Annotated in this window: 18 protein-coding genes; 6 read left to right on the forward strand and 12 right to left on the reverse strand. The window is 57.8% G+C overall.

What is annotated here, in order from left to right; genetic code table 11:
* Positions 1–31: 31 nt before the first annotated feature.
* The 4 genes from Q0677_RS00905 to Q0677_RS00920 all read right to left on the reverse strand — a co-directional run bounded on the left by Q0677_RS00905 (position 32) and on the right by Q0677_RS00920 (position 4118).
* Positions 32–1120, reverse strand: a complete 1089-nt coding sequence (locus tag Q0677_RS00905; RefSeq protein ID WP_298905031.1) for a lyase family protein — start codon at positions 1118–1120, stop codon at positions 32–34.
* A complete protein-coding gene (locus Q0677_RS00910) occupies positions 1113–2627 on the reverse strand; it encodes a tripartite tricarboxylate transporter permease (protein ID WP_298905033.1) in 1515 nt (504 codons plus the stop codon). The genes Q0677_RS00905 and Q0677_RS00910 overlap by 8 nt, the downstream gene beginning before the upstream one ends.
* 5 nt (positions 2628–2632) lie before the next feature.
* On the reverse strand, positions 2633–3097 hold the full coding sequence (locus tag Q0677_RS00915) for a tripartite tricarboxylate transporter TctB family protein (protein ID WP_298905036.1): 465 nt from the start codon (positions 3095–3097) through the stop codon (positions 2633–2635).
* A gap of 61 nt (positions 3098–3158) precedes the next feature.
* A complete protein-coding gene (locus tag Q0677_RS00920; protein ID WP_298905039.1) occupies positions 3159–4118 on the reverse strand; it encodes a tripartite tricarboxylate transporter substrate binding protein in 960 nt (319 codons plus the stop codon).
* 101 nt (positions 4119–4219) lie between these two features.
* Here Q0677_RS00920 and Q0677_RS00925 point away from each other — a divergent pair, with 101 nt between their 5' ends.
* The 6 genes from Q0677_RS00925 to Q0677_RS00950 all read left to right on the forward strand — a co-directional run bounded on the left by Q0677_RS00925 (position 4220) and on the right by Q0677_RS00950 (position 8966).
* Positions 4220–5137 carry a LysR family transcriptional regulator gene (locus Q0677_RS00925; RefSeq protein ID WP_298905044.1) on the forward strand — a complete coding sequence of 306 codons (918 nt, stop codon included), beginning with the start codon at positions 4220–4222 and terminating at the stop codon, positions 5135–5137.
* Between the two features lie 251 nt (positions 5138–5388).
* On the forward strand, positions 5389–5979 hold the full coding sequence (locus Q0677_RS00930; protein WP_298905047.1) for a TetR/AcrR family transcriptional regulator: 591 nt from the start codon (positions 5389–5391) through the stop codon (positions 5977–5979).
* Entirely contained in the window at positions 5976–6239 is a 264-nt protein-coding gene (locus Q0677_RS00935) for a hypothetical protein (RefSeq protein ID WP_298905050.1), read from the forward strand. The genes Q0677_RS00930 and Q0677_RS00935 overlap by 4 nt, the downstream gene beginning before the upstream one ends.
* Before the next feature lie 8 nt (positions 6240–6247).
* Positions 6248–7414, forward strand: a complete 1167-nt coding sequence (locus tag Q0677_RS00940; protein ID WP_298905053.1) for an aromatic ring-hydroxylating dioxygenase subunit alpha — start codon at positions 6248–6250, stop codon at positions 7412–7414.
* Positions 7411–7896: a hypothetical protein gene (locus Q0677_RS00945; protein WP_298905056.1), complete on the forward strand. Its 486-nt coding sequence runs from the start codon at positions 7411–7413 to the stop codon at positions 7894–7896. The genes Q0677_RS00940 and Q0677_RS00945 overlap by 4 nt, the downstream gene beginning before the upstream one ends.
* A gap of 8 nt (positions 7897–7904) precedes the next feature.
* A complete protein-coding gene (locus Q0677_RS00950; RefSeq protein WP_298905059.1) occupies positions 7905–8966 on the forward strand; it encodes a 2Fe-2S iron-sulfur cluster-binding protein in 1062 nt (353 codons plus the stop codon).
* A gap of 775 nt (positions 8967–9741) precedes the next feature.
* Here the strand turns inward: Q0677_RS00950 and Q0677_RS00955 are convergent.
* From Q0677_RS00955 to Q0677_RS00990, 8 genes are all read right to left on the reverse strand, one after another.
* Positions 9742–10659 carry a carbohydrate kinase gene (locus Q0677_RS00955; RefSeq protein ID WP_298905062.1) on the reverse strand — a complete coding sequence of 306 codons (918 nt, stop codon included), beginning with the start codon at positions 10657–10659 and terminating at the stop codon, positions 9742–9744.
* Entirely contained in the window at positions 10656–12167 is a 1512-nt protein-coding gene (locus tag Q0677_RS00960) for a mannitol dehydrogenase family protein (RefSeq protein ID WP_298905065.1), read from the reverse strand. The genes Q0677_RS00955 and Q0677_RS00960 overlap by 4 nt, the downstream gene beginning before the upstream one ends.
* On the reverse strand, positions 12164–13171 hold the full coding sequence (locus tag Q0677_RS00965) for an ABC transporter ATP-binding protein (protein WP_298905068.1): 1008 nt from the start codon (positions 13169–13171) through the stop codon (positions 12164–12166). The genes Q0677_RS00960 and Q0677_RS00965 overlap by 4 nt, the downstream gene beginning before the upstream one ends.
* Positions 13172–13183: 12 nt before the next feature.
* Positions 13184–14014 (reverse strand): carbohydrate ABC transporter permease, encoded by an 831-nt coding sequence (locus tag Q0677_RS00970; protein WP_298905070.1) that lies wholly within the window; start codon positions 14012–14014, stop codon positions 13184–13186.
* A gap of 13 nt (positions 14015–14027) precedes the next feature.
* Positions 14028–14894 carry a carbohydrate ABC transporter permease gene (locus Q0677_RS00975; RefSeq protein WP_298905073.1) on the reverse strand — a complete coding sequence of 289 codons (867 nt, stop codon included), beginning with the start codon at positions 14892–14894 and terminating at the stop codon, positions 14028–14030.
* Between the two features lie 111 nt (positions 14895–15005).
* Positions 15006–16313, reverse strand: coding sequence for a sugar ABC transporter substrate-binding protein (locus Q0677_RS00980; RefSeq protein ID WP_298905076.1), 1308 nt, complete (start codon positions 16311–16313; stop codon positions 15006–15008).
* Between the two features lie 113 nt (positions 16314–16426).
* Positions 16427–17458, reverse strand: coding sequence for a LacI family DNA-binding transcriptional regulator (locus Q0677_RS00985; RefSeq protein WP_298905079.1), 1032 nt, complete (start codon positions 17456–17458; stop codon positions 16427–16429).
* A 129-nt stretch (positions 17459–17587) separates the two neighbouring features.
* Positions 17588–18478 carry an AraC family transcriptional regulator gene (locus tag Q0677_RS00990; protein WP_298905082.1) on the reverse strand — a complete coding sequence of 297 codons (891 nt, stop codon included), beginning with the start codon at positions 18476–18478 and terminating at the stop codon, positions 17588–17590.
* Positions 18479–18498 lie beyond the last annotated feature (20 nt).

Consider the following 18498-nt stretch of genomic DNA (forward strand, 5'->3'; position numbering starts at 1 on the left):
CTACTGATACGCCCTTCTAAAAATGGGGGGATTACCAGCGAGACTGATTTTCGAGCAACCTCCTCATGGTTTCGTCATCAATGACCAATGACCCAAACAACTTCTCTGACCACTCCAACGCCCCAGAGGTCAGGAGGAAGGTTTCAGGCACCACAACCCATTCACCTATCCAGACCCCGCCTGAGCGTTCATGCTCATGCAGTGTCAATTCTCCAATTTGCTCTGCGCGCTGACGGCCCAGTCGCGCTACGGCTTCTGCAAATTCGGACCCTCGCTGATTTTTCTTGTGGGCCATGGCTGACGAGGCGCCTTTGCCGGGTTGGTCTGCTTCGAAGACCTCTCCGATATCTGAGGATGAGAGCTGATTTACATTATGTGCGATCTTACAAAGCGTTGCGCATAACACGCCAAGTGCCGTGACGATGTCGGCCACACCATCGCGCGCGTTTTGCCAATGCGGGTCGACGATGTTCAATCCGAGAGCGGTCGCGACGCCCTGCTTAACCTGTTGGCCGGTTCCGTTTTCATAACCTCGCAAATCTCCGACGGGGCCACCGATCTGAACGTTCAAACCTCGGCTTGCTGCGTCGCTCAGGGCAGACGCACGGCGCTCCAATTCTGAACGCCAGACTCTGAGTTTTGTTGCAAGATGGATCGGAACGGCGTGCTGGCCGTTGGTGCGCCCCATCATCAAGGTATCCTGATGCTCTTCGATTAGGCGGTCAATTCCGGCGACAATATCCAAGATGGCCTGTTGGATCTGATCGAGTCCCAATTTCATTTGCAGGGCCATGGCGGTGTCCATGATATCTTGCGTAGTCGCGTGGAAATGGACATAGGGTGCGTGAGCGCCCAATTGGCCTCTCAGCTGTTTGACCAGCCCCACAATTGGGCGCCCAACCAGCATCATTTCATCGCGCAGCTCTTCTTGGTTCAGGTGACACACGGACAAAGATTTGATGGCCGTTGCCGCGTCTTGTGGGATCACCCCAGCGGTCGCTTGTTGTTCCGCCAGAACTTGCTCGACCCTCAACCAAGCCGAGATGGTTTCCTGTTCTGACCAAATGGACCGCATGTCTGCGGTGGAGAAACAGTCGCGATAGATCCCATACTCAAGCATCGCCCAATCCTCCTTGTGCGATCCGGCGCTCTTTTAGGATGCCGCGAATGCGGAAGGCCATGGCGGCAAGACCCAAGATCAGGAAGGCCAATGCGATTGGGCGTTCGACGAAGACCAGCGGGCCACTCTCGGACATCAGCAGTGACTGGCGGAACGTCTCTTCGGCACCTTTTGCCAGCACGAATGAGATCACGCAGGCTGCAATGTTGAAGTCGTATTTCCGCATTAACCATCCTCCGAACCCGGCCACAGTCATGACAGTGACGTCGAACATGGACCCGCGAGCGGAATAGGCTGCCACAAACGCTGTGAGGAAGATCATCGGATAAAGCACATTGGTCGGGATTTTCAGGATCAGACGAGCAACCTGAGTCGCACCGAAATACCCAATGACACCGTATGCGATGATCCCCAGCATGCCACAGGCAAACAGTTGATAGACCAGCTCTTTGTCCGTCAGGAACAAGGTCGGACCCACTTGGATGCCATGGATCAGGAACACACCCAACAGGATAGCGCCAATGGTCGATCCGGGAATGCCAAGGGTCAGCAGAGGCGCCATCGACGGGCCGGATACCGCATTGTTGGCGGCCTCGGGCGCGGCGACGCCTTCCAGCGCACCTTTTCCCCATTTTTCAGGGTTCTTCGCCCGGCGTTTGCCTTCACCGTAAGAAATGAAGGCCGCGATGGCAGAGCCAAGGCCAGGAAGAACGCCGATCCCTGCGCCAATAAATCCGCCCCGAAAGGCGTGCGGTAGGCAGGGTTTGTATTCTTCCCAGCTTAGGCTGTTTCCGCTCTCCGAGCTTTCGTTCTCTTCGATGTCGCCCTTCGCCTTACGGCGTTCTTCCATTTGGGCAAAAACCTCGCCCAGCACGAAGACACCGATCATCAGCGGCACCAATCCGACGCCGTTGGACAGATCGAACGAACCAAAGGTGTAGCGTTCCTCGCTGGAGATCGGGTCAAGCCCAACCATGGCAATCAAGATACCCAGCAAAGCCGACGCCAATCCTTTGACGATGGATTTGCCGATGACCGAGCCAATCACCACAAAGGCGGCGAAATAGATGGCGAATGTTTCCGGGGGTCCCAGTTTAAGGGCAATGGCAGCGATGAAACCCACGCCAACCACCAGCAAAATATCCCCCATCAGGTCGCCGATGATCGACGAAATCGTCGCAACCTTCATTGCCTTGCCCGCTTTGCCCGACCGGGCCAAAGGATAGCCGTCAATCTGGGTTGCTGCACTTGCGGCAGTGCCTGGCGTATTGAACAGGATCGCTGCGATTGAGCCGCCGTAGCGCCCGGACTTTCCGATGACATACAGGAAGGCCAGCGCGAACAGGGGCGGCATGTAAAACGTGATCGGCAGCAGCATCGCGATGGCCGCCGATGCGGTCAGGCCGGGGGTGGCTCCGACAATCATGCCAACAGCTGCGGCAAGGACGATCGCAAACAAGAGGGTCGGATCGGTAAGGACCGACAGAAGTGCAGGAAAGATCTCCATGTTTCTTATCCTTTGATCCAGTCGAGCAGGTCGAATACCTCGCCATATGGCGGGAAGACACCGAGGAGCTCGAAGAAAATGACGTGAAAGACCAGTGGGCAGAGGACGACCGAAACGGTCAGACCGATCCAGTTGCGGACACCAAACAGATAGAGCACCACGGGGGCTGTTATGGCGGTCGGCAGCACGTATCCGAACCAGCGGAAGCTTTGCTGGTAGAGCAGTGCAATCAGGAACAGACCGACAATGCCAAAAGTTGCGGCGTTATCAGACTCCTCGGGGGCGTCCACGGGTTGAGGCGTTGCACCCAGAAGCAGGAAAATCGACAAGACAAGCAGGGCTAACGCAGCAGCGAAGGGAACAATTCCGGCCCAGGTGTCTCCGGGTGAGGCTGCTGGAACCTGCCAGGCACCCCACAGTGCGACGATGGCCAGCCCGGCCAATACGAGACCTTCAGCATAAGCACGCATGATCCCCTCCCATGATTGAATGGTGGGACCGGGCACGTAGCGCGCCCGGTCCCAATGTTGCTTAGTTGGTCAGGCTTTCGACCAACGGCGTGGCATCGGCCTTCATCGAGGTCAGGGTCGCCTTGGCGTCCGCCCCGTTCTGATAGACCGGACCAGTCCCGCGCGAGGCCAGCAATTCCGCGAATTCTGGTTTCTCTGCGATTTGGGCAAGGGCTGCTTCCATGGCTGCAACCACATCAGCAGGGGTGTCCTTCGGGGCGAATACGATCACAGGCGAGGAAACGGCAGCAAAGGGAATGCCCAGTTCACCGAACGATGGAACATTCTTCATGATCCCGTCGCGATCCTGGCTGTTCACGGCCAGAGCACGAAGTTGCTCTTCAAAGCCCGCCAGCTGCTGCACGCCAAGAAAACCGAAATCAGCTTGCGAGCCGATAAGTGCGGCGCGGGTTGGACCGCCCCCTTTGAAAGGCACATCCTGCGCTTCAATGCCATTGTTCGCCAGGAAGCCAAGACCGCCCACGTGGTGGAAGCCACCGCGTCCGGAATGCGCCCAACGCAGCGAACCGGGATTGGCCTTGGCAGCATCGATAACGTCCTGCACCGACTGGAAGGGGCTATTTTTTGGCACCATCAACGAGGTTTGAAGCTGTCCCACTTGCGCCACAAACTGAAAGCTCTCCAATGCGTCAATTTCGGTGTCCCGTGTCATCGTTGACAACAGGAACGACCCGCCAGAGGTCATCATCATAGTGTACCCGTCGGGGCGTGCGCCGACGACAGAGTTTGCGCCGTTCAGGCCACCCGAACCGGGCTTGTTCACGACGACAACCGGCACATCCAAGATGCCTTCGGCAGCAGCCGAGATGGCGCGGGCATAGGCATCAGTTCCACCGCCCGCTTTATACGGTACGACCAGATTGATCGGTCGTTTTGGCCAGTCTGCCGCCATGCTGGCCGTGGTAGAGACGGTGACAGCGATGGCTGCAACTGCAGCGCTTACAAAAGTTCTGCGTTTCATAGGATCCTCCCAATTTCACTTGGGATTAACTTACGGCAAGCAATCAATTGTAAAAAATGCAAAGGTGTTATCTACTCTTGCAAAATATGAAAGCATGATCAATGAACATCAAAGCCTTGAGAGCCTTTCGTGCCACCCTGTCTGAAGGATCGCTTGTTGCTGCTTCGGAAATTCTACACCTCAGCCAACCCGCAGTCAGCCGCCTGATCTCGGGACTTGAGGCCGAATTGAAGCTCACGCTTTTTGATCGCACGGGGCGCAACTTGACGCCAACACCAGAAGGTTTGGCCTTTTACCGAGAGGCAGGAAGAATTCTGGATAACCTCGACGAGGTGCCACGTATTGCTGCCGAAATTCGGGCTGGGCGCACGGAAACCCTTCGTATCGTAACGATGCCTCGGATCGCGCAATCCCTCTCTGCCCCTGCCGTTGCGCGCATGTTCGAGGCCAAACCCGATACCAACATCAGCCTCGACGTCCGCGCCCGACGAGAAGCCGGGAAGTGGTTGGCCGGGCGGGAATACGATATCGGGATTGGAGCGCTGCCGGTTGACCACCCCGGCATCGTGACCAAGCCCCTCATCCGCGTCCGCGCACAGGCGGTTTTGCCGATAGGCCATCCTCTTGCTTCCCGACAAGAACTCACAGTTGGTGATCTCGCCGATGAACCCGTCATTCGCCTAATGCAAGGCCTCTTGCTGCGGGATCAGTTGGACGACATTTTCCACTCCGCTGGTGTCACCCCAAAACTCACCTGCGAGGTCGCAGCCTCGCAACTTGCCTGCTCGCTGGTGGCCGAGGGAGCAGGTATCACAATCGCGGATGAGTTGGTCGCAGCCCATGCCGGGCCAGAGGGTCTTTCCCTCGTTCCTTTGGTGCCAGAGCGCTGGATGACCTTCGGGTTGCTCTACCCAATTTCACAAAGAAAATCTGAAGCCCTTCTTCAGTTTGAGAAAACGTTGTTTGAGGTGGTCAGCGAACTGGTGCAAAGAAGCCCGACTCTCGAAATGGCGGATTAAGGCGTGAAAAGAAACCAAAGTGAAAAACTCGAATCAGGCGTTGATATATCCAGCAGTGAACCTCTGAATTTCGCCCATATTAAGAGCCACAGATAACTTCTGAACGAACGCTCAGGACGCACTGTTGGTTCAATACGCTATCATACCTTTCTATGGCGCGATCTTGAAAAGCATACAGCTTTATAAATTGTCCAACTTGACATTTTACTGAGCGGGTTTATTTGTCATTCGTGACAATGAATGGAGATCCCATGCCCCGCCCCAGCCTGAAAGACCAGCGCACCGAAGAGATCCTTGATGCCTATCTGACATGTGTTGCCCGCTTTGGCTTGGAGGGTGCCACCCAGGCACGCATTGCCGCAGAGGCTGGGGTGGCGCGCCCGCTGCTGCGCCATAATCTGGGCAACAAGGACCGGATGATCGCGGCGCTGACCGATCACGTGATCAAAGGGTTTGCCACATCAACCGAAGCCTTAGAAGAGGCCGCCGCCCATGTGACCCGCCCGACCGATCTGGTTGATTTGCTGTTTGCCGAAAACGGCGGCTCCGACCCGCGGCTGATGCTGGCCTGGCAGGCGTTGACGGCTTCGGTTGCGGATTACCCCGAGATGCGCGCACCGCTTTTGGCCAGCCTAACCCGGTTTCTTGATGTGATCGAGGCGGCGCTGACGCAGGTTGCGCCACAGGCCCCCCAAGCGCTTTTGCGCGTGGTCACTCAGGGCATTGCTGCCCCTTACATAAATCTTGACGCTATGACGCCGCTGAAACCTCCAGCGGCATGGCGCGATGAACTGAAACAGGCCGCAACGATCCTTGCGGCCAGCTTGGAGACACCGAAATGAACAGCAACCGCGTTCTCAATTATATCGCGTTCCCGGTCCTTGTAATCGCTGCCCTTCTGGGAATGTACTGGGTCTGGGGGCTGATGTTCCTGTGGTGGCTTGTTCCAACGGTCATGACTGGACAGGCGCATCTGGTCTTTGAAGTGCAGCGTGAGGAAGACCCGGTATTGTTCTGGGCGGTTGCGATCTTGTGGGCGCTTTTCGGCCTAATGATGATCGCCGCGTCCCTGTTTCCGCAATATGCCCAATGGCTTGTGTGAGGCGCGCCATGACCAATATGTATCACCGCCTGCCCGTCGAGGCCTACACATCGCAAGACTGGTTCGACCGCGAACAACGCCTGATATTCTCGCGCAGCTGGCGGTTTGCCGGTCTGGCCGAGGACGTGCCCGAGCCGGGGCATTACATCTCGGTCCAAGCGGGGCTGAACAACATCTTCATCGTAATGGGGCGCGACTTCCGCCTGCGCGCGTTCCACAACATCTGCCGCCATCGCGGCACGCAGCTAATCCGCGCTGTTGGTAAAACGCAGAAGGCGCTGACCTGCCCCTATCACGACTGGACCTATGACCTTGAGGGCAACCTGATTTCGGTTCCGGACGAGGCGACCGAATACCCGAACGGGATCGACAAAAAGTGCCTTGGTCTAAAGCCCGCCAGCGTCGACATCTGGCGTGGGATGCTGTTCGTCCATCCCGACCCAGACGCGCCGTCTTTGGCCGAATGGTTTGGTGCGGTCGACTCCCTTCTTGGTCCACACAAGCCCGAAGATCTCGTGGAGTATCCTGAGGCCCGCCAGAGCTATGAGATCAAGGCCAACTGGAAGATCGTGGTCGAGAACTACATCGACGTCTATCACCTGAGCCATCTGCATTCGAACACGCTTCACATGTATGACCATGCCAAAGCCGAATACGGCTGGAAGGGGCCGCATTATCATTTCTGGGAGCCGCCCTCGGCTGACTATGCCAAGGACTTGGAGGCCAATCTGCCCACGCCCCGCGTGATCCCCGAACCGCATACCGGCGCATGGGTGCCAATGTTGTTTCCGGGCATCGGGCTTGGCGCTAGTGAAGACAGCTGGAACATTTTTGTCATCACCCCGCTGGGGCCCAACCTGACGCGCGTGGAAAACCGCACGAAGCTGGCAAATGCATCCAGCTGGGAGTTCACCAAACAAGGCTGGAGCAGTTGGGGTTTCTGGAAAAGCTTCGGTGGACCGAAATATGCGGAACATGACGCCGCTGGCGAGGACGATCCGATGACGTCGGGCGATTTCACCGCCGAAGATGTCTATGCCTGCGAGCAACAACAAAAGGCGCTTGCCAGCCCATTCCTTGAAATCGGACCGGCGGCAGTGGGGGAAAGCCCCATCACTGGCCACCAGCAGGCCATTTTGGACTTCATGCAGGCTGAAGAGGCGCGTGATACATGAAACGCATAACTGCGACGGCGATTGGTCTTCTGCTTGCGGCGGGATTGGCATTGGCTGCCCCGAAGTCCGAGCCGATGGATTTGGCCCATCGATATTTTGCGGCGACCGATGAGGCCGGGTTGGCCAATATTTGGCAGGACTGGCACCCCGATGCCGTCCACGCGATCACGATCAAGTACGGCATGGGGCAGCCCGACGATCAGTTCAGCTACAAGATGGCAGATTGGGAAACGACGCCCAATTGGACGGATGATCCGGACTATGCCGATGCCATGCGGGGATATGCCGAGACCTTCCGCAAGGATCCTTCGTTCCGCACCAAGCAAGCAGACGATGGCACCGTCGTCACCGCGACGACGTGGGTCAGCTATCTGTGGCGGGGGTATCTTGGCCAGATGAAGCAAACGGATCGATTCTTGATCGTCAATCATCTTGGCGCGCCAGTCATCCGCGCGCTGACCACCACAATCGACTACCGTTGAGGCCCGAATTGTCGCACGATTTTCATAAACTGACCGTCGCCAGCATCACGCCCGAGATCGACGGGGCCGCCACCAGTGTCGTCTTCAACGTCCCTGACGCGCTGCAAGATGACTTCACATGGACAGCGGGGCAGCATCTGACCTTGCGGTTCGCATTCGATGGCGAAGAAGAACGACGCAGCTATACCATCTCGAACCCACCCGGTGCAGAGCTTCGGATCACCGTAAAGCGGGTCAAGGGCGGGAAAGTGTCCAACCACATTGGCGATGCGCTGAACGTAGGGGATGAGGTTGAGGTCATGCCCCCGTTCGGTGGGTTCACCCTGACGCCGGGCGCCACCGCACGGCGCACGCATTACTTCTTTGGCGCGGGCAGTGGGATCACGCCGCTTTATGCGATGATAAACGCCGTAATGACGAACGAGCCATTTTCGGTTGCGCATTTGGTCTATGGCAATGCCGATGCACAGAGCATCATCTTTCAGGACAGCCTATCCGACTTGACGGATCAACATCCGGACCGATTGACCGTCCGCCACGTCCTGTCGTCACCGTCACTTTGGAGCTGGTTTACACCGTGGCGCACAGGTCGGGTTGATGCTGCGGCGATCTCGGTGGCCATATCCGAAACGCCTCCTGAGGCGCAGGACGTACAGTATTGGATCTGTGGGCCGGGCAGTATGAACGGTGATGTCAAATCGATTCTCATGGGGCTCGATGTCCCTGCGGATCGTATCCATATGGAAAGCTTTGGCGGAGCGGGAAAGTCAACCGTCCCCGTGACCGGATCCGTTGCAGCAACCGCCCAGATAACGCTGAACGGTGTCACCCACGAGGTTGTGGTCGGTAAGGGGCAGACCGTGCTGCAAGCTGCCCTAACCGCGGGTGTCGACATACCGTTCAGTTGCCAGTCCGGGGTCTGTGGGGCCTGCAAGGCGCATCTGTCCGAGGGCAAGGTGCATATGTCTGCCCGTATGGCGCTTGAAGACGATGAGGTCGCGAACAACGAGATCCTGTGTTGTCAATCGTTCCCGCTGACCGACCGGCTCAATCTCAGCTTCGGTCCGTAGGCAGAGAGTGGCCAATAGCCGACATTTTGAAAGCCTGATGTGAACCGCATTGCTGACCTTGGGGTGGAACGCAGCGATTGGCGGCTACCCGCCCTAACTCACGAATGCTGCGCTTGCCGCTTCCTTTGATCTGAGGCGTGCCAATACCTTCTGTTCTCCAGGCGTTCACGTCGGAGTGCAAAGTTATGCTCGAAGTGCAAAGTTTTGCCCGAACCTACAGCGATGTAGGGCGCCGCGAACGCGTTCGCGGCAACTTCCAGAATTCAAGCAAAATTTTCGGCAGAAGGCACCCTCAAAAGTTCGCACTGAATTCCCAAAAGAATTCGCGGAACCCTCATAACAATTCGCTCTTGCGGCCTTCAAAAAAAGCGTTTCTCGACTCGATAAAACGAACCCAAATCCCAAGGATTTGATAGCAAAATCTAAGACTTTTGGGAAGCGAAAAGATAGAGATCGGCCTCCCACGTTTGGGTTGCAATTTTACTTAGGAGGCTGCACGAAGCGCTCATTGACCCAGATCGAGTTCAACCAGTCCCAGAACGCAGGGGCGATAGCCGCTCTCAACTGAACAAAGCTTTTTGCCCAGAAGCGGAAACTCAACCAGCCACTGCAATTTGCGGCTCTGGGCTGCAATCTAACTTGACCACTTATGGCGGAAAGTGGTGGTGCGACGGTCTGCAATGTGGGGCATTCAGGACGATCAATTGATGAGTATTGCCTACCAGCACCGACACATGTGTCCCTGAAGTTTCCCACCAAAACCCCCGGCCCAACGCTAAAGCTCTTCTGCCCAGGGCGGGTTCGCACCGGCGCGGGACACGGTGACGGCGGCGGCTTTCGCCCCGTGTTGCATCGCTTGCTGCAAGGTCTCAGCCGAAAGCTGCCTCTTCGTAAGGCATCCCAGTTCCGACAGCTTGGCCAGAAAGCCCGCGTTGAACGTGTCCCCGGCGCCCACGGTGTCTTTGATGTCGACCCGTTGGGCCGGCACCTGAACCTCGGTCCCGTCTGCCAGAAAGCCGCTTGCCCCCGCGCCGCCGCGCGTCAGGATCAGGACGGATGGTCCGCTTTCCATCAGCGCCGCCACTTTCTCGTTCAAGGACAGCGGGGCGGGCAGCAACCAGTTCAGGTCCTCGTCCGAGACTTTGACGATATCAACCTGCGCAATCATACGGTCCAGTCGGGCGCGATAGCGGTCGATGTCCTGAATGAAGCGCGGGCGGATGTTGGGATCGATCATCACCACGCGCTGTGCAGCTTCCTGCGCCAGCAGTGCCGCATAGGCGTCGGCGGAGGGCTCGCAGGCAAGGCTGATCCCACCAAAAAACAGCGCCGAGACTTCTGGGGAAAGCGCCGGGATGTCAGCCGGATCCAACATGCGCCCGGCCGAGTTTTCATCAAAGAAGCAATAGGTTGCGTGCCCATCGACAAGCCGCACGAAGGCCAGCGTCGTGGGGCGGTCCGAGGGGATCACATGCGTGGTGTCCACATGGCTGGCCTTGAGCGCCTCGCTCAGCTGACGCCCAAACATGTCGGTCGACAGGCCGGTCAGCATCCCGGTCTGCACCCCCAGACGCCCCAAGGCGATGGCGGTATTGAACACCGCCCCACCGGAATGCGGCACAAATCCGTCCGCACCGGCCGTCGTGGGGGTCGGGATCATGTCAATCAGAGCTTCTCCGCAGCAAAGAATCATTCTTTCGCCCTCTGATCGGCGTAGGTTTGAAGCGTGGCCGCGACACCGATGTTCCACAGCATCCCCAACCATCTGCTGAATGCGTCAGAAAAACGGGGGTTATCTGCAAGCTCCCCATAGATTTGACGTTGTTCCAGCCAAGCCGTAGGCCGCTGAATCGCGGTCTTGGCAGACGAAACAAGGTCTTTCCAATTCGGATCATTGTCCTCAATCAGCGATCCGTCCTCACGGGTGCCAGCGCACATCCGCGCCCACAAAGCCTCGACAAGCGCCAACCCATCGACAGAGCCGCCAGCGTCCAAGGCATCGCGAAGGATGGGCAGGATAAAGCCGGGATGGCGCGAGGATCCGTCAAAGGCCACGCGGCGGGTCGTGTCACGGATGGCCGGGTTCGAGAACCGGTCGGCAATCAGGTCTGCATAGGCTGACGGTGTGATCCCCGGAACGGGATCGACATAAGGGACGATCTCGTCCTGTTCGACCTTGCAGAAGAACGCCGAAAGCAAAGGATGCGCCATGCAGTCGGCGATGGTCTCGACCGATAAAAGCTCGCCTGCGTTGGCCAGAACCTGATGCCCGGCATTCAAGATGCGGATCTTCATGGTTTCGTAATCGTGCACGGCCGGGGTGAAGATGGCACCGGCTTTGTCCCAATCCGGACGCCCCGCGCAGAAGTCATCCTCGATAACCCATTGGCGATAGTTTTCATGCGTGACCGGTGCCGCATCCGCAATTCCAAGACGTTGGACCAGCGCCAATTCGTTTGGTCCTGTCGCCGGAACGATGCAATCGACCATCGAGTTGGGAAAGCTGCACGCGGTGTCGATCCAATCTGCCAACGTGGGATCTGACAGTCGAGCCAATGTCACTACCGCCTCGCGGGTCATTGCGCCATTGCCGCGCAGGTTGTCACAGCTTTGAACGGTGAAGGGTCCTGCGCCGCTGTCACGTCTAATCTTTAGCGCGGCAACGATGGCCCCAAAAACAGTCCGCGGACGTTCAGGATTTGCAGCGTCATGCTGAATATCTTTGTGACCAGCGTCAAAGCCTCCTGCGGCAGGATCAACGAAGTATCCGCTTTCCGTAACGGTCAACGAGACAATGCGGATGTCTGGCTGCGCCATACGTTGGATCAAAGGGGCGTTGCCGTCCTCGATCGGCAGATAGTCGATCATCGAGCCGATCACCTCGGCCGAGGAGCTGTCCGGCGACAGCTCGATCAGCGTCGTCAGGCAATCCTGTGCAAGCAGGCGGTCGCGCATGGCGGCATCATAGGGGCGGACGCCCGCGCCGATGATTGCCCAGTCGCCCGCAAGATCTTCCTGCATCAGGCGGTGAAGGTACCATGCCTGATGGGCACGGTGAAAATTGCCAAGGCCAATATGCACGATCCCCGGCTTCAGCGCAGCGCGGTCATAGACCGGGCGCACGATCTCTTTCGGCAAACTGGAAAGATTGCGATTTGAAAGAGCCGTAATCAAAGCCGTATTCCCCGCCAGCTGCGTCATTCGATCCGAAGTCCATCCGCGCCAAACTTGTGAATGCGTTCTGCGCGAGGCGTCAGGTAAACCGTGTCGCCGTGGCGCGCGCTGAACTCTCCATCGACGCGCACGGTCATGGTTTCGTTCGGGCTGACATCCGCGTGGATATAAAGGAACGTGTCGGACCCCAGATGTTCGGCCACGCCGACGGTGCCTTTCCACTGACCTTCCGTGGTCGAGATCGAGATGTGCTCGGGGCGGATGCCGATCGTCGTGGCGCCAAGATTGGCGGCTTCCTTACCTTCAATGAAGTTCATCTTGGGCGAACCGATGAAGCCTGCCACGAACTTGTTGCAGGGGCGTTCATACAGCTCAAGCGGGCTTCCGACCTGTTCGATGACACCAGCTTGCAGAACAACGATCTTGTCGGCCATGGTCATGGCTTCGACCTGATCGTGGGTCACATAGATCATGGTAGTCTTCAGGCGTTCATGCAGTTCGGAAATCTCCAGCCGCATGCCGACGCGCAGCGCAGCGTCAAGGTTCGACAGGGGTTCGTCAAACAGGAAGGCGGCGGGTTCACGGACAATGGCACGGCCGATCGCAACACGCTGACGCTGACCGCCAGAAAGCTGGCCGGGGCGACGATCAAGATAGTCCGTTAGGTTCAGCGCCTTGGCGGCGGCGTCGATCCGCTTGTCCTGTTCGGCCTGATCAATGCCCGCCATTTTCATCGGAAAGGCGATGTTCTTGCGCACCGACATATGCGGGTAAAGCGCGTAGGATTGGAACACCATCGCCAGACCGCGTTTCGCGGGCGGCACATTGGTGGCGTCTTCGCTGTCGATGCGGATCTGCCCGGATGTGATGTCCTCAAGCCCCGCGATCAGGCGCAGAAGGGTGGATTTACCGCAGCCCGAGGGGCCGACAAAGACCGTGAACTCGCCATCTTCGATGGTCAGATCCAGCGGGGGGATAACCTCGACGTCGCCAAAGCTTTTAGAGACTTTATCCAGTGTAATACGTCCCATAATTCAGTCTCCTTACTTCACGGCGCCAAAGGTTAGGCCGCTGACAAGTTGTTTCTGGCTGAACCAGCCGAGGATCAGGATTGGTGCGATGGCCATGGTCGAGGCCGCGCTGAGTTTTGCGTAGAATAGGCCTTCGGGGCTGGAATAGCTGGCGATGAAGGCCGTCAGAGGTGCCGCTTTGGCGGCGGTCAGGTTGAGCGTCCAGAACGCCTCGTTCCAAGCCAAGATCACGTTCAACAGAAGCGTCGAAGCGATGCCGGGGATGGCCATGGGCGTGAGGATATAGATCACTTCCTCGCGCAGGGTGGCCCCGTCCATGCGGGCAGCTTCCAGAATCTCGCCGGGGATTTCCTTGAAGTAGGTGTAGAGCATCCAGACAATGATCGGCAGGTTGATCAGCATCAGAACAATCATCAGCCCGATTTTGGTGTCCAGCAGCCCCATCCGAATGAACAACAGGTAGATCGGATACAGCACGCCCACGGCGGGCAACATCTTGGTGGACAGCATCCACAGCAGAATGTCCTTGGTCCGCTTCGAGGGCACGAAGGCCATCGACCACGCCGCCGGGATAGCGATCAGGATGCCAAGGATGGTCGAGCCGCCTGCGATCACGATCGAGTTCCACAGGAAGCGGCCGTAATTCGAGCGCTCCATCACCGCCTGATAGTTTTCGAGCGTCCAGTCGAAGCCGATGAACACGGGCGGGTTGGCGATGGCTGTGGCTTCCGTTTTGAAGCTGGTCAGGATGGTCCAGAGGATCGGGAAGAAGATCAGGAACCCGATGCTCCAGGCGAGAAGGGTGTTGATGGCCTTGCGGCGCGGGGCGATGGATCGTGCCATGGTCAGTCCTCCTTCACGCGTCCAGGTTCTTGCCGACAATACGCACCAGGAAGTAGGCAACGATATTGGCAAGGATGATTGCATAGACACCGCCAGCCGAGCCCAAGCCGACATTCTGGCTTTCCAACACGCGCTGGAAGATCAGGTAGCTCAGGGTTTTGGTGCCGAATGCACCGCCGGTGGTGACGAAGATTTCCGCGAAGATCGACAGAAGAAAGATCGTCTGGATCAGGATGACCACGGTGATGGCGCGGCCAAGATGCGGAAGGGTGATATACGCGAAACGTTTGTGCGCGGGGGCGCCGTCCATTTCGGCTGCTTCCAACTGCTCGCTGTCCAGCGATTGGATCGCGGTCAGCAGGATCAGTGTCGCAAAGGGCAGCCATTGCCACGATACGATCATGATGATGGACGGAAGCGAAGCTTGGCTAAGCCATTCGACCGGCGTTGCGCCAAAGAGCTTCCACAGATGCGCCAGAAGGCCATAATTCGGATCCATGAACATGTTCTTCCAGACCAGTGCCGATACGGTCGGCATGACGAAGAACGGGGCGATGACCAGAATGCGGACCATGCCTTGGCCCCACATCGGCTGGTTCAGAAGGATCGCAAGAAAGATGCCCAGAACCACGGTGATGGCCAGTACGCCGCCGACGATAACCAAAGTGGTCTGAACCGAAGGCCAGAACGCGCTGGAGGTCAGGAAACGGGCGTAGTTTTCAAATCCAACCCATCCAAGGTCGCCACCACGCAGGGGCAGGTATTTCTTGAATGAGAAATAGAGCGTCATGGTCAGGGGGACGAGCATCCACCCGAGAAGCAGGACCACCGCCGGTGCCATCATGAGGCGCGCTGCTGATCTGGATTGTTGAGTAGCCATCAGGCTCACCTCCTCTGTTGACGGCAGGGGCGCCGTTCAGATGAACGATAACATAGACGGGGGGTGGTGAAGCCGAGGGCAGGCAGGAAACCCGCCCCCGGTGGGAGAAACTTAGCGGTAGCCCGCAGCTTCCATTGCGTCGTTGGTCAGGGCCTGCGCCTTGGCAAGGGCCTCTTCCACGGTCTGCTGACCTGCATAGGCGGCCGAGAACTCTTGGCTGACCTCGGTTGCGATGCCAGCGAACTCGGGGATCGCGGCAAACTGCACGCCAACATAGGGGCTTTCTTCCACGGTCGAGTTGTTCGGATCAGCCGACAGGATCGAGTCCAGCGTCATCTGCGCAAACGGAACCGCTTGATAGTTCGGGTTCTCGTACAGCGACACACGTGCGCCCGGAGGCACGTTGGCCCAACCCTCTTTCGAGGCAACCAGCTCGATATAGTCTTTCGAGGTGGCCCATTCGATGAACTGAACAGCAGCGTCTTGCTTCTGGGTGCCTGCCGGAATGGCCAGTGCCCATGCCCAGAGCCAGTTCGAGCGTTTGCCCAGACCGTTGTCGGGGGCCAGCGCGAAGCCAACTTTGTCAGCAACGGTCGAGTCGTTCGGGTTGGTCACGAAGGACGCAGCCACGGTTGCGTCGATCCACATGCCGCACTTGCCTTGCTGGAACAGCGACAGGTTTTCGTTGAAACCGTTGGTGGCGTAACCGGCGGGACCGCTTTCGTCCATCGTGTCTTTGAAGAAGTTGACCGTGTTGGCCCATGCTTCTGAATCGAACTGAGCGTTCCAGTCCATGTCGAACCAGCGCGCGCCGAACGAGTTCGACATCGCGGTGATGAAAGCGCCGCCTTCACCCCAACCGGCTTTGCCGCGCAGGCAGATGCCGTTGATTTCGTTGTCGCGGTCGGTCATGGCCGCTGCGGCTTCACGAATGAAGGTCCAGGTCGGATCCTTCGGCATGTCCAGACCGGCCTTCTCCATCAGGTCGGTGCGATACATGATCATCGAGCTTTCGCCATAGAACGGGGCTGCATAGAGCGTGCCGTCATGGCTCAGGCCACCTGCCATTGCGGGCAGAATGTCAGCGGCGTCATAGCCTTCCGACAGGTTGTCGAGTGCAACCAGCCAGCCATTGGCGCCCCAGATCGGGGTTTCGTACATGCCGATGGTCATGATGTCGAAAGCGCCGCCCTTGGTCGAGATGTCGGTGGTGACACGCTGACGAAGCACGTTTTCTTCCAGCGTCACCCATTCAACTTCATGGCCAGTTTTGGCGGTGAAATCGTCGGTCAGACCCTGCATGCGGATCATGTCGCCGTTGTTGACGGTTGCGATGGTGATGGTTTCTGCAGATGCGCTGCCAGCAGCCGCGATCAGCGAAATGGCAGTAGCCGCACGGAGTGCGTTCTTAACAAACATCCTCTACCTCCCTGTTTTAGATGCTGACTAACGGTAGCGACACAATGCCGCTGGCGTCAATTTATATTTTTACGCGCGTAAAGTTTTATAGATTGTCACATAAAGTCATACCGTTAGGCAGACCCTCTCATTATCAATCGCCCCTCAAACAGTGTTTCCTCACGCGAATCAGCGGGTGATCCGGCCTCGATTAGCTGCAATAACGTCTCTGCACTTTTCTTGGCGATGGCCTCGTAATCCTGTGAGACAGTCGTCAGCGTCGGGCAGGTATAGCGCGAGAATGGGTGATCATCGTGCCCAGCGACTCGCAAGGCGCACCCCGGGCCAAGCCCGACGCGCAACCCGGCCTCGTAAGCGGCAGACAGGAACCCGATTGCCAAACGGTCGTTGCTGCACAGGATGGTATCGGTCGGAAGTGTTTTGTCCCGCACCAGGCGGGATCCTTCCTGGAATCCGATCTCTTCAAACTCCCACCCTTCCCCGGGCGCTTGAATGAGCAACGGCTTGTGGTCCAGCCGCTCCATAGCAGCCAGATAGGCAGTGCGGCGTTTGTAAGCATTCGGGTTGGTCGGGGTTTCCATCTCGAAGAAGGCGGGGGGTTCACCAGTTCGGCACAGGTAGTCCACGATCAGGCCGATGCTCTGGTCGTTGTTTGACCCCACGAACGCTTCCCCGACGCCATCGATGTTGGCGTCGAACAAGACGGTTGGCACCTCTTTGCAGAAAGCTTCGATCTGTTCCCGGTCAGAAACCCGGCCAAGCGGAGCCAGCAGAACGCCAGCCGGCTTTATCAGCCTCAGATTCTCAAGGTTTTCGATCTCCAGTTCGGGCCGTCCATGTGATCCCAGCAGAACCGGGCGATATCCAGTGCGCAGGACATGGTCCTCGAGCGTACGCGCGATTTCAGCGAAGAAGGGGTCAGCAAGGTACGGCACCACGATGCCGATATTCTTGGTCAACCTGCGGTTCTGGTTCATCGCATACAGGTTGGGCCGATAGTCATATTGTTCGACCGCCGCCTCGATGCGTTTGCGTGTGGAATCCCTTACGCTGGTCGGATCATTGAAATACTTCGACAAGGTCGGGCGGGAGATCCCGCTGACCGAGGCGAACTCCTCCATATTCCGGATCTTCTTGCCTTCCATCTACAGCTGCCTTGTCAGAACTTTTCACCCAGTGGCCAACGCGTCGCCGGCCCTTCTGGACCATAGTATTTAACGCGCGCCAAATTTCACACCCTAAAGAGCGGATTCAGTTTTTGAGCCGATATCCCGTCAAACTCCACTCAATGGAATTTGTGCTTCTTGGCTCCATTGCCGTGGTGACTGCCCGTACATACGCTTGAACTCTCGGCTGAACTGCGACGAGCTTACATAGCCCACGTCCCAAGCCGCTTCTGATATGGTCATTCCCCCCGCGATCTTCATTGCAGCGTTATTCAGGCGCATGGATTTCACGAACTGAATAGGAGACATGGTTGTTGCCTCTTTGAAGCGGCGGTGGAACACGGCGCGGCTCATGCCGACCTGTGATGCCATATCGTCGATGGTGACCGGTTCTTTCAGACGAGTGGACAGATAGTCAATCGTCCGCGCGATCTCGTTGCCAACGCCGAACGCACGCGTCGCGGCGGCCCCGGAGTCGCCTTTCAGCACCGCGTAATACAGCTCGCGCAGTCGACCCGGCCCCAGCACCGCCACATCAACTGGATTATCAAGCAACTGGAGCAACCGGAGCAACGCGTCGGTGAACCCTGCATCCCAGCGGGCCAGAGCCAACCCCTGCGCGGTCGTGCCGCCGGGGGTGCGCATCGTGCCTGCCGTGGCCTCGACCTCAAGGGCCAGTTCCCGCATGACCCGTGGATCAAGCGAGATCATCACCCCCAGAAGCGGATTGTCAGGCGACGCTTGCGGCGTACCCGCCTCGACCGGCATCGCCATCGGGCACAGCATATACTGGTGCCTGTCATAGACATGCCGCTTGCCATCGAGGATGGCTTCTTTCACCCCGCTGACAATGGCCACCACGGTGGGGTCATAGACCGCCGGCACGCAGGGCACCGCCTCGGTCACCTTGAAAAGCTGAACACCTTTCAACGCGGTGTCCAGTAGGCCCGTCTCGGGCATGTGGCGGTCGATTAGCTGCTTGATCTGTTCTGTGCTCATGCGATCAAACTGACATGCCA

Origin of the sequence: uncultured Aliiroseovarius sp. (assembly GCF_947492455.1) — a bacterium.
GTDB lineage: Bacteria > Pseudomonadota > Alphaproteobacteria > Rhodobacterales > Rhodobacteraceae > Aliiroseovarius.